Annotated in this window: 25 protein-coding genes and 1 riboswitch; of the genes, 3 read left to right on the forward strand and 22 right to left on the reverse strand. The window is 30.0% G+C overall.

The genetic code is table 11. The annotated features are described in order from the left end of the window. Positions 1-88: 88 nt before the first annotated feature. The 11 genes from fabF to KGF45_RS05960 all read right to left on the reverse strand — a co-directional run bounded on the left by fabF (position 89) and on the right by KGF45_RS05960 (position 9,230). On the reverse strand, positions 89-1,327 hold the full coding sequence (gene fabF / locus KGF45_RS05910; RefSeq protein WP_227827097.1) for a beta-ketoacyl-ACP synthase II: 1,239 nt from the start codon (positions 1,325-1,327) through the stop codon (positions 89-91). Between the two features lie 28 nt (positions 1,328-1,355). Then, entirely contained in the window at positions 1,356-1,580 is a 225-nt protein-coding gene (acpP, locus tag KGF45_RS05915) for an acyl carrier protein (protein ID WP_227827096.1), read from the reverse strand. Between the two features lie 76 nt (positions 1,581-1,656). Continuing rightward, complete coding sequence (fabG, locus tag KGF45_RS05920) at positions 1,657-2,406, reverse strand: 3-oxoacyl-[acyl-carrier-protein] reductase (RefSeq protein WP_227827095.1); 750 nt, start codon at positions 2,404-2,406, stop codon at positions 1,657-1,659. Continuing rightward, positions 2,406-3,356, reverse strand: a complete 951-nt coding sequence (gene fabD / locus KGF45_RS05925; RefSeq protein WP_227827094.1) for an ACP S-malonyltransferase — start codon at positions 3,354-3,356, stop codon at positions 2,406-2,408. The genes fabG and fabD overlap by 1 nt, the downstream gene beginning before the upstream one ends. A gap of 15 nt (positions 3,357-3,371) precedes the next feature. Beyond that, positions 3,372-4,301, reverse strand: a complete 930-nt coding sequence (gene fabK / locus KGF45_RS05930; RefSeq protein WP_227827093.1) for an enoyl-[acyl-carrier-protein] reductase FabK — start codon at positions 4,299-4,301, stop codon at positions 3,372-3,374. A 108-nt stretch (positions 4,302-4,409) separates the two neighbouring features. Further along, positions 4,410-5,396 carry a beta-ketoacyl-ACP synthase III gene (locus tag KGF45_RS05935; RefSeq protein WP_227827092.1) on the reverse strand — a complete coding sequence of 329 codons (987 nt, stop codon included), beginning with the start codon at positions 5,394-5,396 and terminating at the stop codon, positions 4,410-4,412. A gap of 25 nt (positions 5,397-5,421) precedes the next feature. Continuing rightward, positions 5,422-6,444 carry a phosphate acyltransferase PlsX gene (plsX, locus tag KGF45_RS05940; protein ID WP_227827091.1) on the reverse strand — a complete coding sequence of 341 codons (1,023 nt, stop codon included), beginning with the start codon at positions 6,442-6,444 and terminating at the stop codon, positions 5,422-5,424. Between the two features lie 10 nt (positions 6,445-6,454). Then, the gene (gene fapR / locus KGF45_RS05945; protein WP_227434100.1) at positions 6,455-7,012 is read right to left on the reverse strand and encodes a transcription factor FapR; all 558 of its coding nucleotides are present in this window, start codon (positions 7,010-7,012) and stop codon (positions 6,455-6,457) included. 203 nt (positions 7,013-7,215) lie between these two features. Next, positions 7,216-7,392, reverse strand: a complete 177-nt coding sequence (gene rpmF, locus KGF45_RS05950) for a 50S ribosomal protein L32 (protein ID WP_003419113.1) — start codon at positions 7,390-7,392, stop codon at positions 7,216-7,218. A gap of 24 nt (positions 7,393-7,416) precedes the next feature. Then, entirely contained in the window at positions 7,417-7,941 is a 525-nt protein-coding gene (locus tag KGF45_RS05955) for a YceD family protein (protein ID WP_227482193.1), read from the reverse strand. Positions 7,942-8,033: 92 nt separating this feature from the next. Next, the gene (locus KGF45_RS05960; RefSeq protein ID WP_227827090.1) at positions 8,034-9,230 is read right to left on the reverse strand and encodes an acetate/propionate family kinase; all 1,197 of its coding nucleotides are present in this window, start codon (positions 9,228-9,230) and stop codon (positions 8,034-8,036) included. A 454-nt stretch (positions 9,231-9,684) separates the two neighbouring features. On the opposite strand from KGF45_RS05960, the gene KGF45_RS05965 reads away from it, so the two are divergent. Next, complete coding sequence (locus KGF45_RS05965) at positions 9,685-10,965, forward strand: nucleotidyltransferase (protein ID WP_227827089.1); 1,281 nt, start codon at positions 9,685-9,687, stop codon at positions 10,963-10,965. 304 nt (positions 10,966-11,269) lie between these two features. Here KGF45_RS05965 and KGF45_RS05970 read toward each other — a convergent pair whose 3' ends face one another. From KGF45_RS05970 to KGF45_RS05990, 5 genes are all read right to left on the reverse strand, one after another. Next, the gene (locus KGF45_RS05970) at positions 11,270-12,661 is read right to left on the reverse strand and encodes an FAD-binding oxidoreductase (RefSeq protein ID WP_227841984.1); all 1,392 of its coding nucleotides are present in this window, start codon (positions 12,659-12,661) and stop codon (positions 11,270-11,272) included. 10 nt (positions 12,662-12,671) lie between these two features. Then, complete coding sequence (locus KGF45_RS05975; RefSeq protein ID WP_227827087.1) at positions 12,672-13,892, reverse strand: FAD-binding protein; 1,221 nt, start codon at positions 13,890-13,892, stop codon at positions 12,672-12,674. A gap of 13 nt (positions 13,893-13,905) precedes the next feature. Continuing rightward, the gene (locus KGF45_RS05980) at positions 13,906-14,694 is read right to left on the reverse strand and encodes an electron transfer flavoprotein subunit beta/FixA family protein (protein WP_227827086.1); all 789 of its coding nucleotides are present in this window, start codon (positions 14,692-14,694) and stop codon (positions 13,906-13,908) included. A 16-nt stretch (positions 14,695-14,710) separates the two neighbouring features. Further along, on the reverse strand, positions 14,711-15,985 hold the full coding sequence (gene larA / locus KGF45_RS05985) for a nickel-dependent lactate racemase (RefSeq protein ID WP_227827085.1): 1,275 nt from the start codon (positions 15,983-15,985) through the stop codon (positions 14,711-14,713). A gap of 117 nt (positions 15,986-16,102) precedes the next feature. Beyond that, positions 16,103-16,816 (reverse strand): FadR/GntR family transcriptional regulator, encoded by a 714-nt coding sequence (locus KGF45_RS05990; protein ID WP_227841985.1) that lies wholly within the window; start codon positions 16,814-16,816, stop codon positions 16,103-16,105. Positions 16,817-16,935: 119 nt separating this feature from the next. Between KGF45_RS05990 and KGF45_RS05995 the strand changes: the two genes are divergently transcribed. Together KGF45_RS05995 and KGF45_RS06000 are read left to right on the forward strand one after the other, a co-directional pair. After that, on the forward strand, positions 16,936-18,195 hold the full coding sequence (locus tag KGF45_RS05995) for a nucleoside recognition domain-containing protein (protein ID WP_227839900.1): 1,260 nt from the start codon (positions 16,936-16,938) through the stop codon (positions 18,193-18,195). A 268-nt stretch (positions 18,196-18,463) separates the two neighbouring features. After that, positions 18,464-19,030 carry a tyrosine-type recombinase/integrase gene (locus KGF45_RS06000; RefSeq protein ID WP_227434090.1) on the forward strand — a complete coding sequence of 189 codons (567 nt, stop codon included), beginning with the start codon at positions 18,464-18,466 and terminating at the stop codon, positions 19,028-19,030. 130 nt (positions 19,031-19,160) lie between these two features. On the opposite strand, the gene KGF45_RS06005 is transcribed toward KGF45_RS06000, so the two are convergent. The 6 genes from KGF45_RS06005 to rplU all read right to left on the reverse strand — a co-directional run bounded on the left by KGF45_RS06005 (position 19,161) and on the right by rplU (position 23,400). Next, positions 19,161-20,363, reverse strand: a complete 1,203-nt coding sequence (locus KGF45_RS06005; RefSeq protein ID WP_227827081.1) for a homoserine dehydrogenase — start codon at positions 20,361-20,363, stop codon at positions 19,161-19,163. A 103-nt stretch (positions 20,364-20,466) separates the two neighbouring features. Then, positions 20,467-20,573, reverse strand: a riboswitch (SAM riboswitch). A 93-nt stretch (positions 20,574-20,666) separates the two neighbouring features. After that, a complete protein-coding gene (locus tag KGF45_RS06010; protein WP_227434088.1) occupies positions 20,667-21,035 on the reverse strand; it encodes a YhbY family RNA-binding protein in 369 nt (122 codons plus the stop codon). Positions 21,036-21,064: 29 nt separating this feature from the next. Continuing rightward, the gene (gene obgE / locus KGF45_RS06015) at positions 21,065-22,342 is read right to left on the reverse strand and encodes a GTPase ObgE (protein WP_227827472.1); all 1,278 of its coding nucleotides are present in this window, start codon (positions 22,340-22,342) and stop codon (positions 21,065-21,067) included. A gap of 110 nt (positions 22,343-22,452) precedes the next feature. Beyond that, positions 22,453-22,743: a 50S ribosomal protein L27 gene (gene rpmA / locus KGF45_RS06020; RefSeq protein WP_003419086.1), complete on the reverse strand. Its 291-nt coding sequence runs from the start codon at positions 22,741-22,743 to the stop codon at positions 22,453-22,455. 13 nt (positions 22,744-22,756) lie between these two features. Then, on the reverse strand, positions 22,757-23,074 hold the full coding sequence (locus KGF45_RS06025; protein WP_227827080.1) for a ribosomal-processing cysteine protease Prp: 318 nt from the start codon (positions 23,072-23,074) through the stop codon (positions 22,757-22,759). Between the two features lie 14 nt (positions 23,075-23,088). Next, complete coding sequence (gene rplU, locus KGF45_RS06030) at positions 23,089-23,400, reverse strand: 50S ribosomal protein L21 (protein ID WP_003419082.1); 312 nt, start codon at positions 23,398-23,400, stop codon at positions 23,089-23,091. Positions 23,401-23,455 lie beyond the last annotated feature (55 nt).

A 23,455-nucleotide genomic window follows, 5' to 3' on the forward strand; every position in this document is an offset into this window, starting at 1 on the left:
AGGGAACTTTTAATTTAGTTAATATAAACTTATAAAGTTAAAAACAAGTGCTTGTTTTTTAATTCTATTTTCAATATTTGTGATTTATTTATACATATTTTTTTAGTACAATTGTAGCATTATGTCCACCAAAACCTAAAGAATTTGATAGTGCATATCTAATATCTTTTTCTTTACCTTTATTTGGAACATAATCTAAATCTAAATCTTCGCCAACTTCTTGTATATTTATAGTTGGAGGTACAAAATTATCTTCTATACTCATTGCACAAACAACTGCTTCTATTGCACCTGATGCTCCTAATAAATGACCAGTCATAGATTTTGTTGATGATACACATAAATTATATGCATTTTCTCCAAATACAGTTTTTATAGCCATAGTTTCATATAGGTCATTATAATAAGTTGAAGTTCCATGAGCATTTATATAATCGACTTCTTCTAGTGGAACATTTCCATCTTTTAAAGCCCTATTCATGGACCTAGCTGCTCCTTCTCCATTTTCAGCTGGAGTTGTCATATGATATGCATCAGCAGTTAAACCATATCCTACTACTTCTGCATATATTTTTGCACCCCTTGCTAAAGCATGTTCTAAGTCCTCTAATATAACAATACCTGCTCCTTCTCCCATTACAAATCCATCTCTGTCCTTATCAAATGGGCGTGATGCAGTTTTAGGGTCATCATTTCTAGTTGACATAGCCTTCATATTACAGAATCCAGCAAATGCAAGCCCTGTTACAGCAGCTTCAGAGCCTCCTGCTACCATAATATCTGCATCTCCTCTTTGTATAACCTTAAAGGCATCACCTATTGAATGAGTTCCTGATGCACAAGCTGTACATACATTAGTATTAGGTCCTTTTGCTCCTAAAAATATTGAAACTTGACCAGCTGCCATGTTTCCTATCATCATAGGTACAAATAGTGAACTTACCCTTTTATTTCCTTTTTCCAAAAGAATTTTATGCTGAGTTTCTATTGCTTCAACTCCACCTATACCAGAACCTATTATAACTCCTACACGTTCTCTATCAACTTTATCTAAATCAAGATTTGCATCTTCAACTGCTAATTTTGCAGAAACTATTGCAAATTGAGCAAATTTATCTAATCTCTTTAATTCTTTTTTGCTTATATATTCCTCTGGATGAAAATTTTTAACTTCTCCTGCTATTTGAGTTTGATATGTGCTAGCATCAAAATTAGTTATTTTATCTATACCAGATACTCCAGATTTTATATTGTTCCAGAACTCTTCTTTTCCTGTTCCCAATGGTGTAACACATCCAAGTCCCGTTATTACTACTCTTTTATTCATCTGATACCTCCACTTTTTTAAAGCTCGACTATTTATTAGCTTCTATATAGTTAACTATGTCCCCTATAGATTTGAAGTTTTCTGCTTCTGTATCTGGTATTTCTATACCAAATTCATCTTCAAGTGCCATTATTATTTCTACTGCATCTAATGAATCTGCTTCTAAATCTTTCATTAATGATGTTTCCATAGTTATTTCTTTATCCTCTACTCCTAATTGTTCTATTATTATTGCTACAACTTTATTAAACATTGTGTTCCTCCTAAGATTTTTTATTTTAATTTTTATTTTAAATAGATTTCTCTACTTTTTAAAGTATTATTTTTTATTATTGCATTACCATTCCGCCATCTACATTTAACACTTGTCCTGTTATATAACTTGACATATCACTAACTAAAAATGCTACAGCATTGGCTACATCTTCTGGTTTACCATAAGATTTTTTTGGTATATTTAATAGTGTTGATTCTTTTACATCATCACTTAGTACTTTAGTCATATCTGTTTCTATGAATCCTGGTGCTACTGCATTTATATTTATATTTCTTGATGCTACTTCTCTTGCAGAAGATTTTGTAAATCCTATAACACCAGCTTTTGATGCACAGTAATTAGTTTGACCTGCATTTCCCATGATTCCAACTACTGAAGTCATATTTATTATTCTACCATATTTCTTTTTCATCATAGGTTTAATAACTGCTTTTGTACAATTAAATACACCTTTTAAATTTATATCTATGACTCTATCAAAATCTTCTTCTTTCATTCTCATAAGTAATGCATCTTTAGTTATACCTGCATTATTAACCAATATATCAATTTTTCCAAACTCTTTTATGACAGAGTCCATCATTTGATTTACTTCATCAGATTTAGATACATCACATTTTATAGAAGTACATTTTACACCCATACCTTCTATTTCACTTTTAGTTTTTAGGGCTTCATCCTCTTTAGAAGTATAATTGATTACTAAATCAGCCCCAAGAGATGCTAGTTTCTTTGCTATCTCTTTCCCTATACCTCTAGAGCCACCAGTAACAATTGCTACTTGTCCTGTAAGATTTATCATTATATCTCTCCATTTCCATAATCTTGTACAAATTCATTTAAAGAATCTATACCATCTATATTGTAAATATTCACACTTGCTTTTTTATTAGATGCTATCTTTTTAATAAATGCTTTTAAAGTTTTTCCTGGTCCCATTTCTATAAAAGTATCATAACCATCATTTAATAATCTTTCTATAGAATCTTCCCAAAGTACAGAAGAGCTTACTTGTTTTATAAGCAAGTCTTTACCTTCATTTTCATAGTAATCTGCATTTACATTTGCTACTACATCAACTTTAGGCTTAGTTATATTAACTTTGTCTAATTCACTAGCTAGTTTTAATCCAGCTTCTCTTAGCATTGATGAGTGGAAAGGTCCACTTACATTTAATTTAACAGCTCTTTTTGCTCCTGCTTCTTTACATTTTACCATTGCTTCTTCTATCTTTTCATTTTCACCAGATATAACTATCTGACCAGGAGAATTGTAATTTGCTACTTCTACAATCCCTCCTTGTATATCTTTTACAACATTGCCTAATATTTCTCTATCTAAACCTAAAATAGCTGCCATAGCTCCAACCCCTGTTGGCACTGTTTCCTGCATAAATTTACCTCTTTTTTTAACTAGGCATACAGCATCTTTAAAATCAATTGCATCTGCTGCAACTAGTGCGCTATATTCTCCTAAAGATAAACCTAAACATGCATCATACTTTAAATCTATTTTTGATTGTATTGCTTTTAGTACAGCTACACTATGTGTAACCATAGCTGGTTGAGTATTTTCAGTTTTAGAAAGTTCTTCTTCACTACCCTCAAACATAAGTTTTTTTAAATCTATATTTAAGGCACTACAAGCCTCATCTATTACATTTTTAGCAACCTCGTTATTTTCATATAAATCCTTAGCCATCCCTACATATTGGGCTCCTTGACCAGGAAATACTAGTGCAACTTTTCCCATCATGCTCCTCCTGATTTACAGTTCTATGCCTGGCATAATCTCTTTTGCTTGATTTACCATAGTTTCTATAATTTCTTTACAAGGTGTTATTTTTTTTACCATAGCAGCACTTTGACCTGCCATAAATGAACCTTTTTCTATATCTCCATCTACTGTTGCAAACCTTAAAGCACCTGTACCTTTTTTGTCTAATTCTTCAGGAGTAGCTCCATTTTGTTCCATCTTTAAGAATTCTTTCGATAATTTATTTTTTAATGTTCTTACTGGATGACCTGTACTTCTTCCTGTAACAATTGCATCTCTATCTTTTGCTTTTAATACTAATTCTTTATAGTTTAAATGTACAGCACACTCTTCACTACAAATAAATCTAGTTCCTACTTGAACTGCATTAGCACCTAGTGCAAATGAAGCAACAATACCTCTACCATCTACAATACCACCTGCTGCTATTACAGGTATATTAACAGCATCAGCAACTTGTGGAACTAAAACCATAGTAGTAAGTTCTCCTATGTGTCCTCCACCTTCTGTACCTTCAGCTATTACTGCTGTAGCTCCTAACTTTTCCATTCTCTGTGCTAAAGCTATTGTTGGTACTACAGGTATAACTTTTGTTCCAGCTTCTTTTAATCTGTCCATATACTTTGCAGGATTTCCAGCACCAGTAGTAATAACTTGAACCTTTTCTTCTATAATTAAATCTATTATATCATCTACAAATGGTGACATAAGCATTACATTTACACCAAAAGGTTTATCTGTTAATTCTTTACATTTAACAATCTCTTCCTTTATAGCTTCTTTTGGTGCATTTCCTGCTGCTATTATTCCAAGTCCACCTGCATTAGATACAGCACTTGCTAATGATGCAGTAGCTACCCATGCCATTCCCCCTTGGATAACTGGGTATTTTATATTTAACAGTTTGCAAATTTTATTCATATCATTCTCCTTCACTTAAAATCATAAAAGTAAACTTTTTATTGTAAATTAACTTTAATTTTTAGATAAAGCTAATTTTGTTAATTAAAGAATTTCAGATGTTTTATACTATAAAGTCCACTTAACGACTGAAGCTCCCCAAGTTAGACCTCCACCAAAGCCAACTAAAACTACATTATCACCTTTTTTGATTTTTCCTTCTTTATATGCTTCATCTAACGCAACAGGTATAGATGCAGCAGACATATTTCCATACTTATTTATATTTACATAAACCTTATTCATATCAATCCCTAATCTCTTAGAAGAGGCTTGTATTATTCTTATATTAGCTTGATGTGGTATTAGATAGTCTATATCAGTTGTATTTAAATTTGCTTTTTCAAGAGCTGTTAAAGATGTTTCTGCCATCTTTCTAACTGCAAACTTAAATACATCGCTACCTGCCATCTCTATTGTATGTAGATTAGATTCTACAGTATCTTTACTTGCTCTAAGTCTTGAACCTCCAGCAGGTATCTTTAAACAGTCTTTTCCCCTACCATCAGAACCCATATGTGTAGATAGGATTCCACCTTCACTTACAGGCCCAATAACAGCTGCTCCAGCACCATCTCCAAATAGTACTGCTGTTGACCTATCATTGTAGTTTAGAAACTTCGAGCAAGTTTCTGCTCCTATTACAAGTACATTTTTATAACAACCAGTTTCCACAAATTGCTTTGCAATAGTTACTCCATATACAAATCCAGAACAAGCTGCTGATATATCAAATGCAGTAGCATTCACTGCTCCTATTGCTTCTTGTACTATACATGCAGTTGAAGGCAAAGACATATCAGGAGTAATTGTTGCCAAAATAATCAACTCTATGTCCTCTACATTTAACTTTGCACACTCTATAGCTTTTAAAGCAGCCTTAGATGCTAAGTCAGAAGTTGCCTCATTATCTTCTACAAACCTTCTTTCCTTAATACCAGTTCTAGTGCTTATCCACTCATCTGATGTATCCATTATTTTTTCGAAGTGAAAATTATCATATGATTTCTCAGGTAGATAACTTCCCACACCTAATATTCCAGCCTTTGTATTCATTATATATTAAACCTCCAAAACGAGTTTATTCATTTTCGTTATTTTTATTTTCTTCATTATATTTACTTATAAATTGATTGATATCCTCAACAACTTTTCCTTTTGTAAATTTTATCCCTTGATTTATAGCATTTTTTATAGCTTTAGCATCAGAGCTACCATGAGCCTTTATAACTCCTCCATTTAATCCTAAAAGTGGAGCTCCACCATACTCAGAATAATCTATAAAACTCTTTAATTTCTTTAAATCATCTTTTATAAGTAATGCTCCTATTTTGCTTTTTGTACTAGCCATAAAAGTTTCCTTTATAAGACTCATAACTGAAAGAGCTACCCCTTCAGCAGATTTAAGTAATATATTACCCGTAAATCCATCACAAATAATTATATCTGTATATGCATTTATAACCTCTCTAGCTTCTACATTTCCTATAAAATTTAAATCTAATTTTTTAATTTCTTCATATGATTTTTTAACTAAATCATTGCCTTTACCTTCTTCTAGTCCAACATTTGCTAGTGCCACTTTAGGATTTTCAAGTCCCAACACTTTTCTTGAGTAAATATTACTCATAGCTGCAAATTCAACTAAATTCTTAGATTTACAATCTGCATTCGCACCGCAGTCTGCTATAAGTGTCATTCCTCGCTTTACATTTGGTATTGCTGAGCATAAGCAAGGTCTATCAATTCCTTTTATTCTACCGACTACAAATAATCCACCAGCAAGTAAAGCTCCTGTGTTTCCAGCTGATATTATAGCATCTGCCTTACCTTCTTTTACGAGGTTTAATGCTACTACCATAGATGAATCTTTTTTGCTTCTTATGGCCTTAACTGGTTTATCTTCATTTTCTATAATCTCAGTAGTATGAACTATTTCTAGTTTATTTCTATCAAATTCATAATTTGAAAATTCCTTTTCTAATAAATCTTTATCTCCTGTGATTATTAAATCTACTTTATATTCTTTTATAGCATTTACTGCGCCTTCTACATTAGATTTTGGTGCATTATCTCCACCCATTCCATCTATTACTATTTTCATGATTTTCCTCCTAATCTAACTCTTCAAAGATAAACTTCCCTCTAAATATTTGCTCTTGGGCTTTATTATTGATAACAACTTTTACATAATGCTTTTTGTCTATATTTCTATACACTTCTGCTTTTGCTATAAGTCTGTCTTGTTGTTCTATCAACTTAAAACATTTTACATTTGCAACTCTCATAATAACTTTAGGTGCATCTATTATAGCCATTGCTAATGAATCTGCTAGAGAAAATATATACGTATCTTTCAAAGTATTAGTTTTAGAGTAAATCATGTCCTCTGTAACTTCTAACATAGATATACCTAATTGCCCTACAGATAAATCAATGATTTCGCCTGTAATTTCCTTTACTCCTAAAGTCTTTACTTTTGAACTCTGAGTTTCTGCTATTGATTTGACTCTTTCTCTTAGCTCTGGTATGTTTAGACTCATTCTATCTAATCTTATTGTCTGTATACTCACATTAAACAAACTTGATAATTCTTCATCAGTATAAAAAGGATCAGTCTTTAGCATATCTATAAGCTCTTGTTGTCTTTGGGCTTTACTCTTCTTTTTCATGTTCCCTCCAAATTTTATAGCTGTAATTAGTACCAGCTACTAATAGTAGTATATAGTAACACACAAAAATTTTCAATACTTATATTATTATTTTTCTAATTTTTAATATGCATAAAATCCATTTATTTCTCTAGTAAATCATCTTTTTTTATATGTACAAAAAAAAACATGTAGAGTATACTCTACATGTTCTTTAGAAGCTATTACTTAGATACAACTTCTTTACCTTTATAATATCCACAGTCTGGACACACTCTATGTGGTAATTTTGGCTCATGACATTGTGGGCAACTTACAAATCCTGTTGCTTCCATCTTTGAGTTAGCTGCTCTTCTCATTTTTGTGTTTGATTTAGACGTTTTACGCTTTGGTACTGCCATTTACGCCACCTCCTTAGTCAAAATTTAATTAAATAAATCTTTTAATTTAGCAAAACGAGGATCTATGTATTCCTCATCGTTTGTAATTTCACTGCAAGAACATTCTCCTTCATTTAAGTTTGCTCCGCATCCTTGACAAAGACCTTTACAGTTTTCACTACAAAGAACTTTATGAGGCACATTAAAATCTAATGTCTGTTCTATTATATCAATAAGGTCGATTTCTTCACCATCGAATATAAAAGGATCAAATTCCTCAAATTCATCTTCATCATAATCTTCTTCTTTTACTAAAAAACCTTGTATAGAATACTCTAATGGTATTTCTACTTCTTTAAGACATCTTGAACAATTGTCAACAATTGTAAAATTGACATCTATATCTAGATATAAACCTTTATTAGTCTTTGATACTTTACCTTTTAAATTTACAGGTGATACTAATTTGTAAATCTCATCACAATAACTAATAGTATCAATTTTTTCACAAAAATTCAAGTCTATTTTGTCAGTTTCTTTTCTATTTATTTTTTCTATGCTAACTTTCATTAAGTTCACCTCAACATATCACCAAATTTATTATACAAATCTAGCATTTGTTTGTCAAGTATTTTTACTTGATAGGCATAAGTTTAATTAAATTATTTTACTAATCTTAATGTATCTCTAGCTATCATTAATTCTTCGTTAGTTGGTATTAAAAGCATTTTTACTTTAGAGTCATCAGTAGATATTACTGTTTCTTTTCCTCTAACATCATTAGCTTCCTTATCTAATTTCATTCCTAAGAATTCCATATTAGAAGCTATCTCTGCTCTTATAGCTTTTCCATTTTCACCTACACCAGCAGTAAATACTACAACATCTAATCCATTCATTTCAGCAGCATAAGCACCTATATACTTTTGTACTTTTTTAACATAAGCTTCTAATGTTGCTTGAGCTCTTTCATCTCCATTTTTAGCTGCATCTTCTATATCTCTGAAATCACTAGAAATTCCAGTCATTCCATATACTCCAGATTCTTTGTTCATTAATTTATCTAATCCATCAGCATCTAAACCTTCTTTTCTCATTAAGAAAGGTAATATAGCAGGGTCTATATCTCCACATCTAGTTCCCATTATTAATCCTTCTAATGGAGTGAATCCCATAGATGTATCTATACATCTTCCACCATCAACAGCAGCTATAGAAGCACCATTTCCTAAGTGACAAGTTACTATTTTTAAGTCTTTTATATCTTTTCCTAATATCTCTGCTGCTTTTTGAGATACATAGTTATGAGAAGTTCCATGGAATCCATATCTTCTTACTCCATATTTAGTATATAATTCATGAGGTAAACCATATAAGTATGAAGATTTAGGCATTGTTTGATGGAAAGCAGTATCAAATACTCCTACCATTGGTACATCTGGAAGTATAGCTTTACAAGCATCAATTCCCATTATGTTTGCTGGATTATGAAGTGGAGCTAAATCTATACATTCTTTTAAAGCTTCTTCTACTTCTGGAGTTATTACTACTGAAGTTGCAAATTTTTCTCCAGCATGAACAACTCTATGCCCTACTGCATCTATTTCTTTCATTTCTTTAACTGCACCAAATTCTGGATGAGCAACAGCTTCTAACACTAATGCTATTGCATCTTTATGGTCTTTCATTGGTTGTTCAACAATGTATTTATCATCTTTTCCTGCTTTTTCATGTTTAAGTATAGAACCTTCTATTCCTATTCTTTCAACTAATCCTATACATAAAACTTCTTCATTACTCATATCTATTAATTGATATTTTAATGAAGAACTCCCACAGTTTAATACTAATATTTTCATTATTATTTCCTCCTTAGATTTTTATAAATAATATGTAATCAGTTTTGATTCATAATAAGTGTCTAAAACCCTATATTTTGTTATTTTGTCATAGATATATTATTGTATACATTAAACGATTTTCATAAATAATATATCACCTTTTAATATAAAAGTATATACTTTTTTTTATATTATATCATATTTCTATTGTGGTAAATTGTGTGTTCTAATAACAATTTATTAACAAATTAACTTAATGTAGATTATTCTTTCCCATTTGCTATAATAATATAATATAAAGGTTTAATAAAGTTATTTTAATAACACTTAACTGATTTCTTGTTATGTAGTATTTCTACATTTTAACAAATTTTTTTATGTTTTTTAGCTAGATAATTAAAAATTTAAATTTTATATATATTATAATAAATTACAATGTATATAAAATAAACAAAGATAAAAGGAGCATTTTATGAATATACTTGGATTAATAGTTGAATATAACCCATTTCATAATGGACATATCTATCATTTATCTAAATCTATAGAAAAAACAAATGCAACACATACAGTGGCAATCATGAGTGGAAACTTTCTTCAAAGAGGTGAACCAGCTTTATTTGATAAATATACTAGAGCAAAAATTGCTGTCGAAAATGGTGTAGACTTAGTTATAGAATTACCAACTATGTTTGCTTGCCAAAGTGCTGAAATTTTTTCTCATGGTGCCATAACAATTTTAAATTCTCTAAATTGTATAAGTTCTGTATGTTTTGGTAGTGAAGAGGGAAACACAGATATTCTTTACAGTATTGCAGAGATTTTAGCAAATGAGCCAAAGGAATTTAAATTGCTTTTAAAAAAATATTTAGATGATGGTATGTTATTTCCAGCGGCTAGAGCTAATTCACTTTTTGATTATATACACCAATATGAAAACAACAACTTAGCTCAAAAAACTACAAAAGAACAATTATTAAAAATATTAAATTCATCAAATAATATACTTGGTATAGAATATATAAAAAATCTTATCAATTTAAACAGTAATATAAAGCCAGTTACTATTTCCAGAGTTCAGTCAGAATACAACTCTAAAGAAATTGATAATAGTATTTGCTCTGCTACTGCTATAAGAACTTCACTTAAAGAAAATTGCAATATATCTCAATTAAAAAGAGTTATTCCAGAAAAAACTTATAATATATTAAATGAAAAAATAGATAGTAAATTTTTTCCTATGTTTGATGAATTATTTTTTGATACTTTAAAAACAATAGTACTTAGAGACATATCCAATTTAAAGGATTATTTTGAAGTAAATGAAGGTATAGAAAATAAAATTTACAAAGACATTTTTACATCTAACTCTTTATACGAATTACAATTATCAATTAAATCTAAGAGATATACTTTAACTAAAATCAAGAGAACTTTAAATAATATATTGTTAGGCATAAGAAAAAGCGATATTCACCTTATAAAAGATATAGACACTGTTCCTTATATAAGAATACTTGCTTTCAATGACAAAGGTAGAGAAATTCTAAAAGAGATAAAAAATAAATCTAACATAGAAATAATAAATAAATTTTCAAATATATCATTTTCATTAGATGATGCGATTTTTAAAACACTTATAAGTTATGACATAAAATCTACAAATATATACAACTCAGTATATTACAGAAATAATAAAGATTTAATAAAAGGTCCTATGGACTTTTACACTCATCCAATCTATGTAAAGTAAGTTTTTTAAATAGCTTTATCAATTTTAAATAACCTCATCAAATTAATAAGATGTATTTCTAATTAAAAATATTTTTTATGGATAAAATATGCTTCACATGTGCATTCATATTTTTAGGATGGTAACATCAACTTAACTTAAATAACATTTCATATTTTTAAAGTTAAGTAAACATTGCCATCCTAAAATCTTTATAAATAATATTAATATTTACAAGTAATATTAACATTAAAAAGTAAATTTAAGTTATTAAATTTAAATCTGTTTTTTATAACTTTTATATTAAAAAATAACATTTATATATTTAATATATCTTTCCTGGATTTAAAATATTTTTAGGGTCAAAAGCTACTTTTATATTTTTAATTAACATCATATAGGCATCTGAGTTTGATTCATGTAAATACTCTTTTTTTGCATATCCTATACCATGTTCACCTGAGACTTGACCATTAAGTTCTCTAGATTTTTTATACATACAGTCAAAAGTTTCTTTTAATCTTGATTTCCAAGTATGTTCATCCATACCATCTTTTAATATATATATGTGTAGATTTCCATCACCTGCATGACCAAAACTTTTTATTCTTATTTTTAACTCATCTTGAAGCTCATGAGTATATCTTATAAACTCTGCTACCCTGTCTCTTGGTACAACGACATCGCATTCATCCATTTCTGTTGTAGATGCCTTTATAGCTTCTAAGAAAGCCCCTCTGGCTGACCAGATGGAATCATTTCTTTCTTGTGTATCTGATATAAATACATCTAATGCTCCATTTTCTAAACACAGATTAGCGACTTTTTCATATTCTTTTTCTATATCTTCAATACTATTTCCATCAAACGTAAGTAAAAGATAAGCATCTGATGTATTATCTGGAAACTTTTTACCTAAAAATTCTTCCGCAGCCAATATTACGTCTCTTTCCATAAATTCTATGGCTGTTGGTATTGATTTTGATTTTATTATTTTAGGAACAGTCTCTATTGCCATTGATAAATTTGGAAAAGGTATAAGTAAACTTACACTTTTCTTTGGTAAAGGAAGTAATTTTAATATCGCCTTTGTAACTATTCCTAGAGTTCCTTCTGAACCTATTAATAAATCTTTTATGCTATATCCAGAACTATTTTTAACTACTTTTCCCCCTATATTTATAACTTCTCCATTTGGTAATACTACTTCAAGACCTCTAACATAATCTCTTGTAACACCATATTTTACTGCTCTCATTCCACCTGCATTAGTATTTATATTACCTGCTATTGTAGCACTCTTCTCACCTGGGTCAGGTGGATAAAATAAATCTCTCTCTTGAACATATTGACCTATTGTCATAAGCAAAACTCCTGGTTCTACTGTCAATGTTAGATTTTCATAATCAACCTCAAGTATTTTATTCATTTTACATAGATTAATCATTATTCCACCATTTATGGCAACAGCAGCTCCTACAAGACCAGTTCCTTGTCCTCTTGGCGTAACTGGTATATTGTTTTCATATGCATATTTCATTATTTTAGATACTTGCTCAGTTTCAAGCACATTTACTAAAACTTCAGGGTATTTTTCTATTCCTCCAAGTTCATCATGTGAAAAATCTTCATTTATATCACTTCCAACTACTACATTTTCATCTCCACAAATATCTATTAAAAAATTTATATCTTTTTTATCAATTGATTTATACATTTCTATCCCCCTATTCAGCTGCTGATGCCACATATATTTGCTTATCATCTTTTTTATTTTCTATTTTTTTAATCAATTTAGGAATAATATCATAAATATCTCCTATTAAAGCTAAGTGTGCTACATCAAGTATAGGTGCCTTATCATCTTTATTTATAGCTACTATATAATCAGCTCCTTGCATTCCTGCAACAAATTGAACAGCTCCAGATACACCACAAGTTATTATTAATTTAGGCTTGACAGTTCTACCACTAAGACCTATTTGTTTTTTAGCATCTATCCAACCTGCTTCTATAATCGGTCTTGTTCCTGCTACTTGAGCATTTAACTTGTCAGCTAATTTATATATCATATCCATATCTTCCTGTTTCTTTATTGCTCTACTTGCAACTACTATTACTTCTGCTTCTTCAAGACCAACTTCTTTATTTTTTTCCTTTACACTCAGTACTTTAATCTTAGATTTTAGCTCTTTTTTTTCTATTTCACATAAAGTCATTTTTCCTGTTGCATTTTCTACCTTTTCTGGAGCTGAAAATATTTTATATCTTACAGTGGCAAATTGAGGTCTATTATTAGGTGTATTTATGTGAGCCATTATATTTCCACCAAATGCTGGTCTTATTTGGTCTAAATCAGTGTTTGATTGCACATCAAGTATTGTACAATCTGCTGTAAGCCCTGTTTTAAATCTAGCAGCAAGCCTTGGAGCTAATGACCTACCTAATGTAGTTCCACCAACCAACATTATTGTTGGTTTTATTTTATTTATAAAATTTTCTATTGCTTTTGCATATGGTTCTATCCTAAACTCTTTAAATTCATCTTCATCATATACAAATACTTCATCAATACCATAAGAGATAAGATTCTTACATTTATCTTTTATACCTTTTCCTACAAATACACAATATACAGGTTGCTTTATTTTTGATGCCATTTCACGAGCTTTCCCTATAAGTTCATATGTTACAGGATGTATATTCCCATTATGATGTTCTACATATACTGCCACTCCTTTCCATTCATCCTTATTTATTTTTGCTTTATCACTCTCTATAAATTCAAATGCACCTTTGGGTCCACTTTTGACACACAATTTGCACATCTTACAGCCAGCACTTATTTCTACCTTACCTGATTTTTCTTCTATAGCACCAAAAGGACAAATTTCTAGTACTCTTTTCAAATCAGTTATTTTATCTTGATTTACAACTATTTTTGACATTTCTTCTTCCCCCTTAGACTAATTTTAATTCCTCTAATTTATTTATAAGTGCAGTACTTAACTCTTCTGCATTTCCCCTCATAATATTTTTATCTGTATTTGGCTTAGGAGGAAATATTCTTACAACTTGAGTAGGAGAACCATTTAATCCATAATTATTTTCGTCCTTGTCTTCAAAATCTTCTAGACTGTACACAGGTATTTTTCTTTCTCTAGTCTCTAGCTTTAACTTAAATGAAGGCAATCTTGGTTGAAAAATATCTTTTTCTACTGTTATCAAACATGGATACTCAATTTCACATACTTGTAAATCATTTGGCATATCTATTTCAACAACTATGCTTTTCTCTTTGATTTCAATCAATTTTGTAACATTAGTTACATGAGGTATATCTAAAAACTCAGCTACTTCAGGTCCAACCTGCGCTGTATCACCATCAGTAGTTTGTTTTCCACAAATTATTAAGTCTACTCTACCCATTTTTCTAATGCCTTGCGATATAGTGTAAGAAGTTGCCAATACATCTGCTCCTCCAAATCTTCTATCGCTTATTAAAGCTCCTTCATCTGCCCCCATCATAAAACTCTCTTCTATTACCTTCTTTGCTTGTGGAGGACCCATAGTAAGTACTTTTAGATTCGCTTTTGTGTCTTTTTTTATTCTAAGTGCTGTTTCTAAAGCATATAAATCATAAGGATTCATTTTTGAATCTACTCCATCTCTCTTTAGTACACCTGTGGATTCATCAACCTCTACTGCGGTTGTTCCAGGTACTTGTTTAATACATGTCAAAATTTCCATAAACTACACCCCTTTTTTATTTAACTATCACTGATACTCCATCAGGTATAACTGTAACTTTACTATCTTCACCGACTATATTAGTAGCCATATCTAAAGCATCCTTAAAATTAAATGCATGTTTCATATGCATTTTCTTTATCATTTCAGGACTACACTTATCTGTTACCATTATTACAGTATACTTAGATAGTATTCTTGCTAATATCTGAAATTCCCATTGGTCTGGAATTGTATCACATCTGCCAACACTCCTAATTTTTTCTAAAAGTTGTTTTGGAGAATCTGCGTTTGCTACATTTTCATAAAAGGATTGACCTCCATGACCATCATTACATGCTGCAATCATTATTATTACTCCACCTTCTTTACATGTAGCCTCTGCTGCTGTCATACCTTTAACTGCTTGATAAATATTTTGGTCTAATGGGTATCCACCATTTGTACTCACTACAATATCTGACTTTATGGAATTTACTTTTGAAAGCTCTGTTACAAATTCACAACCTTTGGTATGTGCTTTTTCGACATCACCAGCAAATGATGCTATTACTTTTTTCTCTTTATCTATTACAACATTCAATATAAATGCTAGTTTAGCAACCTTAGCTGCATATACCATATCTTCATGAATAGGATTATTTTTTAATTTTCCAGTTCTCGAATTGTCACTATCTATAAAATCACTACAATGGTTATACATTATAGTTTTTGCAGAGGCTATTCCTGGGAGTACACTTTTTCTTCCTCCTGAGAAACCTGCAAAAAAATGCGGTTCTATAAAACCTTCCGCGATTAAAAGTTCTGCCTCATATGCAAGTTTATTTATATATAAATCCCCACCTGAAGGTAATACACCCACCTTGCACATAGCTTCATCATCAGTAGATATATGCATGATTATTTCTTCATTATCTACAATTTCTTCTCCCATCTTATAAACTAATTCTTCTCTTGTACTTGGCCTATGAAAACCAGTTGCTACTATAATCTTCACATCAATTTTAGGATTAGCTTTCCTGATTCTTCTTAAAAGAATTGGCATAGTTACTTTACTTGGAACAGGTCTCGTATGGTCACTCGTAATTATAACTACATTCTTTTTTCCTTTAACTAACTCTTCCAATAATAAAGAGCCTATTGGATTATTCATGGATTCTTCAACTATTTCTTCTTGCGCCTTATGTTTTACATAATTATCCAACTTTGATTCCAAGACACCAAGAAAACGTTTGTTAGGTATTTCTAAAATCATTCCTTGCTTTGAATAAGGTACTTTTAACTTTACCATTTTTAATCTCCCATTATAATAAACTATAAAATTGGTATGTGGTCATACCAGTTTTATAGTTATATAATAGTACCATTATCTTCTATTTACAAGAATAATTTATTTTATAACAAACTTTTAATTTTCATTTTTTCTATAGTTTTTGCTTATAAATCTCATATGCTCTTTCGCTTTTTCATGTGCAAGTTCCATATTATTTTCTATAACTGCATTATATATAGCTTCATGTTGCTTAAGTAAGATAGTTTCATTTAAAGGTTCTGCAATTATCTTCTCTCTTGCATCTTCTATAAATCCATCAAACAATTTTGATGCTGTTATAAAAAGACTTTGAATTAAATAATTTTTACTTATTGTAGCCAATTTGCTGTGAAATTTTTGATCTAATAAAACCAAAATTTGATTATTATCTTTTTTCTTGGTTTCTATTCTCATTTCATCTATTATACTTTTTAATTCTATAGATTCAGAAGAAGTTATTCTCTTTGAAGCAAGTTTTGCAATCTCAATTTCTAAAATTATTCTAAGCTCTAGTATGTCTTCAAGTGTACCATTATTCAGTTTAAAAATCATAGATAGAGGCTCTATTAAAGTTTTGTCTATATTTGTGCATATAAAATTACCCTCACCTTGTCTGCTTTCTATCACACCCATAGTTTCTAAAACTCTGATAGCTTCTCTAATGGAGGTTCTACTTACATTCATTTGTTCAGACAATTCTCTTTCAGACAGTAGTTTATCACCCTTTTTTAACTCTCCATTTAATATCTTATGTTGAATTTGCTCAATTACTTGTTCATAAACTTTTTTACTAGCTATACTATTAAACATTTTTTCCTCCCATGTAGTAGTCGTTGTTATATATCTATTATATATCTTAAGCCATTACATTCATATATTTTTGTTACGTTTAATATAATATCTTATAACTCAAATTTACAGGTGATATTATGAAAAAAAATAAAATTATTGGTTTTTTCGCTCCTGCTATCATAGTTGGAGTTCTAGTTTTAGGCATTATCTTATACCCAAATGAAGCTATAAAATCTGCAAGAGAGGGTTTTTCCATATGGTCTAATGTTCTAGTCCCATCACTACTCCCTTTTATAATTGGTGCAAACCTAATTGTCGATTTAAAAATAGTAGATATTATAGGGTTTATTATTAATCCCATAACTAGACTTGTGTTTAATGTATCAGGAAAAAGTGCTTTAGCTTTTGCAATATCAGCAGTATCTGGTTATCCAGTGGGAGCAAGTCTAGCTTCTGAATTTAGAAGCAATAAACAGATTTCTAAGTATGAAGCCCAAAGACTTGTATCTTTTTGTTCTACATCAGGACCTTTATTTATAATAGGCTCAGTTGGTACAGGTATGTTTCAAAATTCAAATTTAGGTTACTTGATGATTTTATGTCATTACTTGGGAACTATATTGGTTGGTCTTTTTTTTAGAAATTATGGAAATGAAAATCTTCCAAAGACAAAATTAGATTTAAAAACAAACATAAAAAACACAATTAATATTAGAAGTTCTAGTGGTAATGGTTTTTTTGTTCTATTTGGAAATGCTGTCTTTAATGGAGTAAATACATTACTTACAGTTGGTGGATTTGTAATTGTTTTTTCGGTAGTATTTAAAATACTATCACTATTTAATGTAATCTCATTAATAGCATCAGTTATATATTTACCTCTTTCACTTTTAGGTGTCAACAAGGAACTCTGTCAAGCATTTGTAAGTGGTCTATTTGAAATCACAATTGGTTGTAATAAGGTATCTAGTATAACAAGTGCCCCAGAAATCCTCAGAGCATCTTTAGCTAGTTTTCTGATAGGATTTAGTGGATTATCTATACTAGCTCAATGTTGTACATTTTTATCAAAAACAGATATAGACTTAAAATTATACATACTAAGTAAGTTTGCACATGGACTTTTAGCAGGTTTATTTATTTTTATACTTTATCCTATTGCAAACTCTACTGTATTAGTTTCTAGCTTTGCTGATACATATAATATCATATATAATAATCTAATTTGGTTCTATTATATTAGCTATTATGACACGATTCTTCAAATTATAATAATAATTTACTTAATTTCAGCTTTATTTGTTGCTAAAAAACACATGAGAAATTTATCTACAAGCGGAAAATTGATTAGATATAAAAATACTTTTTTTATAAAAAACTTATTTCGAAAAAAATAAAATGTATAAAAATTAACTAAACGCTTCCATTTTCTAATTATATTTGTCATAATCTTAATAACCTTTTTAATTACTTTATCATCATAGTTACTTCATCACAATTTTGATAATTTTTTATAACAATATTTTTCAAAAATTCTCCTTAATCACATATAGCACACTTATATAAACTAATTGGTATATTTTTCCAATATATAATATTTCATTTATATTATATAATAAATACCGACCTAAACTTATCAAATCAAACTAAGAGGAGTGGTTGAAAATGGCAACAAGACCTATAGAAATAGACGAATATAAAAAGATAATGGAACTACTACATACGGGCTTTATTTATAGTGAAAATGGCGTTGAAAAAAGATTTAGAAAGAATCCTAAGGTTGCATTAGCACTAATGTTAGAAGCTAATTTAGGTCTAAGAATATCAGATATTTTAAGATTAAAAATAGGTAATTTTAAAGGTAATATGTTGGAAATAAACGAAAAAAAAACGGGTAAACTACAGTATAGACCTGTTAACAAAAATATAATTGAATCTATAAATGAACATGCAAGAAAGTATAATCTTAAATCAGATGACTACTTAGTAAATATAAAGACAAAAGCTATCCAGAAACAATTGAGGATAATTTGTAAATACTTAAATTTGTATAACATAAGCACACATAGCTTCAGAAAGCTCTATGCTACTACTCAATTTGAAAAGAGTAACAATAACTTAGAATTAGTTAAAGAACTCTTAAACCATAGTTCTGTAGCCACTACACAGCGATATATAAGGGTAACCCAGCAAGCTATTAACGAGGCTAGTGAAAATTTTTTTATTGAATAAGTAAAATGTTATAATCTATCTATTTTTCTATTATCTTATTAAGTCACCAGATGTTAAAAAGGTGAAGAAAAACAAAATAAACGTTTGTTTTTCTTCACCTTTAAATTTTTACAATCATTACATAGATGTTTTAATCTACTTTTAATAGTTTTTTAACTGACTTACTATAGTCATTTCTTTTTACATCTTCTAAGAACCTGTCAATTTCATGCTCTGATTTTGCATTTACAAAAATAGCAAGCTCCTCTTCATCTATAATATTATAGCTATCTACATACTTATCTAAACATTTTAAAATGCCCTCTCTATTATATTCACTAAATCTGACTACCGCACTACATTCATCTTCTATAAGACCACTCAAATCCAATTTACCTTTTGAAAAAGACTTTATATTTGAACTCCTATTATCTATTATATCTATGATATCAGCATAAACAGCACTTCCTGTTGCACCTCTTCCAGCACCCTTACCTACAAAAGAAAGTTCTCCTACTGAGTCTCCCACTATAATTACTACATTAAATTCATTATCTATTTTAGACAGCATATTATCATTATCCACCAATGCTGGTCTAACAAATCCACTTACTTCACCCAATTCATATTTACTTCTAGCAACTAATTTTATCTTACAATTTAATTTCTTAGCATATTCTATATCCTTTTCATCTATTGAAGTTATTCCTTCTAATAATAAATCTTTCCAATATACTATTTTCCCATAAGATAAAGTAGATAATATAGATAATTTTCTAGCACTATCATATCCTAAAACATCTGCATCTGGATTAACTTCTGCAAAGCCTAGCTCTTGTGCTTGTTTTAAAGCTACATCATATGGTAAATTTTCATCATACATCTTTGATAATATAAAGTTGCATGTTCCATTTAAAATAGCATTTATACTTTTTATACTATTACCTTCTAATGATTCTATTAATGGCTTTAAAACTGGAATACCACCTGCTACTGATGCTTCAAATTTAATGCTAACATCATTTAAGTTAGCCAGCTCTATAAGGTCACTACCTCTTTCAGCTAATAAATCTTTATTTGCTGTTACTACATGTATTTTTTTATTTAGAGCTCTTGTTACATAATCAAGAGCTGGATTTAGTCCTCCAATTACTTCGACTAATATATCAATATCTTTGTTAAATATATCTTCTATATCTGTTGTTACCTTATCAAAATATCTCTTTGATTTATGCTTCTCTTTATTTTTAACTAAAATTCCAACTATTTCTATTTCTCTTTTTGAAGTATTATTCTCTATTAAATCTATTAATCCACTTCCTACTGTTCCATACCCTAATATTCCTATCTTCACTGTTACATACCCCCATCATCTTTGATTATATTAATTTATTTATATATATAAATATGCCAATTAAAAAAGCTTGAGTATAAACTCAAGCCATATGACGGGTTTATACTCATCTTTCAGCGTAATTGCTGCAGGATTTAGCACCAATGTATATTAAAATATACTGGTTGCCGGGCTTCATAGGGCCAGTCCCTCTGCCTCTCTTGATAAGATTGCTAATTTAAATTTATTGTTAATAGTATAATACAATTTTTTCCAATTGTCACTATATTTTTTAACTTATTATTTCTAAAATAATCTAATTAATTATCTAACTGCTCTTTTAGTTGGTTTACCTTTTTTTGTAACATTGTTATTTTTAACCTTAGCTTTTGCCTGTTCATGCCCTGGGAAAAGTATCTTAGGCTCATCAATATTTCTCTTGTAAATAGTAAATTTAAAACCAATAGCTTGAACAAACTCTGCTCTTAAAGCTTCACATACTGCATTAGCAGTTTCTTTAGCATCAAGACCTGCATTTTCTAGTATAGTAACCTTTACTAGTTCTCTAACTCTTAGCATATCCTCTAATTGCTCTAAAAAGCTTTCTGTAACGCCTTCCTTACCAATTTGTGTAGTAGGCTTTAAAGTATTTGCTAAAGATCTTAAATATGCTCTTTGCTTTCCTTTTAACATATTATCACCTCTATAATTCTATATCAAAATTAATTGTAAAATTCAAATTCTAATTCGTAAATTCTAACTACATCCCCATCTTCAATTCCCATCGCTCTAAGCCTGTCAAATACACCTTGACCTTCCATAGCTTTTTGGAAATATTGAAGTGATTCCATATCATCAAAATTCACAGAATACATTATTCTTCTAAGTGCCTTACCTGTAACTACATATACACCATCTTCAACATCTATGTTTAATTCTTCCTCTGTTCCAATATCAAGTTCTGGTCTATACATTTCTTCTTCTGAAACTAATTCCACATCTTCTACTTCTTTTAACATTTTAGAAACATAGGCAATTACATCATCTATTCCTTGACGAGTTGCTGCAGACATCTTAAATACTGTATATCCTCTACCTTCTAATTCATCCTTAAATTTTTCAAATTGGCTTTCATCTTCCAATATATCAAATTTATTTGCAACTACAACCTGAGGTCTTGTTGAAAGCTTCTCATTATATAATTTAAGCTCATCATTTATTTTGTCAAAATCCTCAATCGGGTCTCTACCTTCTAGTCCAGATATATCTACAATATGTATCAATACCTTAGTTCTTTCAACATGTCTTAAGAATTCATGACCTAATCCTATACCTTCAGAAGCACCCTCTATAATTCCAGGTATATCTGCCAATACAAAACTATCTCCAAACTTAGTTTGAACAACACCTAAATTTGGTGTCAATGTTGTAAAATGATAGTTTGCAATTTTTGGCTTAGCTTTAGTTACAACTGATAAAAATGTTGACTTACCTACATTTGGAAATCCTAAAAGACCTACATCTGCTATCATTTTAAGTTCAAGAGTTATCCATCTTTCTTCTCCATCTGTACCAGACTTTGCAAAAGCCGGAGCTTGTCTTACTGCATTTGCAAAGTGTTGATTACCTTTACCACCTATACCACCTTTTGCAACTACTGCTGTATCTCCTTCTTTCTTTAAATCTGCTAATACAAGACCTGTCGCTTCATCTCTTATTACTGTACCTGCTGGTACTTTTAATATTAAGCTTTCTCCATTTTTACCAGCTCTTTTACCTTTGCTACCGTCGCCACCATGTTGAGCTTGATATTTTTTCTGGTATTTAAAGTCCATTAATGTTCTAAGACCTAAATCAACTTCAAATATGATGCTCGCTCCACGACCACCATCTCCACCATCTGGCCCACCAGCTGGAACATATTTTTCTTTTCTAAATGCTACCGAACCATTTCCACCATTTCCAGCTTTAATAAATATTCTCGCTTTATCTATAAACAAATTCTTCACCTACTTAATTAAAAACTTTTAATTAGCATTACCAAAAATACTATTATAAATTCATCAGTATTATAAGAAAAAGGAGTGCCTCAACACTCCTTTTATGTATATTACTCAGCTATTGCTACTGGATATATACTAACTTTTTTTCTCTTCTTGTCTTTTCTTTCGAATTTAACAGTACCATCAACTAATGCAAATAAAGTATCATCGCTACCTTTTCCAACATTAGTTCCTGGATGTATTTTAGTTCCTCTTTGTCTAACTATTATACTTCCAGCAGTTACTAATTGCCCATCGAATCTCTTAACACCTAATCTTTTAGATATAGAATCTCTACCATTTTTAGAAGAACCTACCCCTTTTTTAGATGCTAATAATTGTAAATTCATGTTTAACATATGGAGTCACCCCCTACTTTTTTAAAATTTTTATATTTTTTGGGTATTCCCGTTTAATTTCTTCAACCGCTAATTGAAAGTGATTTAGTAATAACTGTGCATCTTTTAGATATGTATCTTTAACCATACATTCGATATGCCCCTCTTCTCCTACTACTTTTTCAAATTCAATCTTTTGTAACTTGTCTAAAGAGTTTATAACTGCAATAGCATTAGACGTAACTGCAGCACAGACTATATCATAGCCTATTTCAGCAAAATCAGCATGTCCCTTTAAACAAAAACCTTGCAACAAGAAATCATCATTATAATAATATTTAACCTTTATCATAACTAGTCCAATAACTAAGCGTTGATTTTTTCTACAACTATCTTAGTGTATGATTGACGATGTCCTTGTTTTCTTCTGTAATCTTTTTTTGCTTTATACTTGAAAACTATAACTTTCTTAGCTTTACCTTGCTCAACAACTTTTGCTTGAACAGATGCTCCTTCTACTACTGGAGAACCTAATTTTAATTCTCCATCTTTAGAGCAAGCTAATACTTCGTTTAAAGTAACAACATCACCTGCGTTAGCTTCTAACTTTTCAACGAATAATACATCACCTTCAGAAACTTTATATTGCTTTCCACCAGTCTTTACTATAGCGTACATTAAATACACCTCCTCGGCCTCAAACTCGCCAGTACAAGGTACTTCATTAGAAGAT

The sequence above is a fragment of the Clostridioides sp. ZZV14-6154 genome (genome assembly GCF_020657785.1).
Lineage (GTDB): Bacteria > Bacillota > Clostridia > Peptostreptococcales > Peptostreptococcaceae > Clostridioides.

Excerpts from the sequence above, each read along its gene's own strand:
- fabF (WP_227827097.1), bottom strand. The coding sequence starts at position 1,327 with ATGAATAAAAGAGTAGTAATAACGGGACTTGGATGTGTTACACCATTG.
- acpP (WP_227827096.1), bottom strand. The coding sequence starts at position 1,580 with ATGTTTAATAAAGTTGTAGCAATAATAATAGAACAATTAGGAGTAGAG.
- fabG (WP_227827095.1), bottom strand. The coding sequence starts at position 2,406 with ATGATAAATCTTACAGGACAAGTAGCAATTGTTACTGGTGGCTCTAGA.
- fabD (WP_227827094.1), bottom strand. The coding sequence starts at position 3,356 with ATGGGAAAAGTTGCACTAGTATTTCCTGGTCAAGGAGCCCAATATGTA.
- fabK (WP_227827093.1), bottom strand. The coding sequence starts at position 4,301 with ATGAATAAAATTTGCAAACTGTTAAATATAAAATACCCAGTTATCCAA.
- KGF45_RS05935 (WP_227827092.1), bottom strand. The coding sequence starts at position 5,396 with ATGAATACAAAGGCTGGAATATTAGGTGTGGGAAGTTATCTACCTGAG.
- plsX (WP_227827091.1), bottom strand. The coding sequence starts at position 6,444 with ATGAAAATAGTAATAGATGGAATGGGTGGAGATAATGCACCAAAATCT.
- fapR (WP_227434100.1), bottom strand. The coding sequence starts at position 7,012 with ATGAAAAAGAAGAGTAAAGCCCAAAGACAACAAGAGCTTATAGATATG.
- rpmF (WP_003419113.1), bottom strand. The coding sequence starts at position 7,392 with ATGGCAGTACCAAAGCGTAAAACGTCTAAATCAAACACAAAAATGAGA.
- KGF45_RS05955 (WP_227482193.1), bottom strand. The coding sequence starts at position 7,941 with ATGAAAGTTAGCATAGAAAAAATAAATAGAAAAGAAACTGACAAAATA.
- KGF45_RS05960 (WP_227827090.1), bottom strand. The coding sequence starts at position 9,230 with ATGAAAATATTAGTATTAAACTGTGGGAGTTCTTCATTAAAATATCAA.
- KGF45_RS05965 (WP_227827089.1), top strand. The coding sequence starts at position 9,685 with ATGAATATACTTGGATTAATAGTTGAATATAACCCATTTCATAATGGA.
- KGF45_RS05970 (WP_227841984.1), bottom strand. The coding sequence starts at position 12,661 with ATGTATAAATCAATTGATAAAAAAGATATAAATTTTTTAATAGATATT.
- KGF45_RS05975 (WP_227827087.1), bottom strand. The coding sequence starts at position 13,892 with ATGTCAAAAATAGTTGTAAATCAAGATAAAATAACTGATTTGAAAAGA.
- KGF45_RS05980 (WP_227827086.1), bottom strand. The coding sequence starts at position 14,694 with ATGGAAATTTTGACATGTATTAAACAAGTACCTGGAACAACCGCAGTA.
- larA (WP_227827085.1), bottom strand. The coding sequence starts at position 15,985 with ATGGTAAAGTTAAAAGTACCTTATTCAAAGCAAGGAATGATTTTAGAA.
- KGF45_RS05990 (WP_227841985.1), bottom strand. The coding sequence starts at position 16,816 with ATGTTTAATAGTATAGCTAGTAAAAAAGTTTATGAACAAGTAATTGAG.
- KGF45_RS05995 (WP_227839900.1), top strand. The coding sequence starts at position 16,936 with ATGAAAAAAAATAAAATTATTGGTTTTTTCGCTCCTGCTATCATAGTT.
- KGF45_RS06000 (WP_227434090.1), top strand. The coding sequence starts at position 18,464 with ATGGCAACAAGACCTATAGAAATAGACGAATATAAAAAGATAATGGAA.
- KGF45_RS06010 (WP_227434088.1), bottom strand. The coding sequence starts at position 21,035 with ATGTTAAAAGGAAAGCAAAGAGCATATTTAAGATCTTTAGCAAATACT.
- rpmA (WP_003419086.1), bottom strand. The coding sequence starts at position 22,743 with ATGTTAAACATGAATTTACAATTATTAGCATCTAAAAAAGGGGTAGGT.
- KGF45_RS06025 (WP_227827080.1), bottom strand. The coding sequence starts at position 23,074 with ATGATAAAGGTTAAATATTATTATAATGATGATTTCTTGTTGCAAGGT.
- rplU (WP_003419082.1), bottom strand. The coding sequence starts at position 23,400 with ATGTACGCTATAGTAAAGACTGGTGGAAAGCAATATAAAGTTTCTGAA.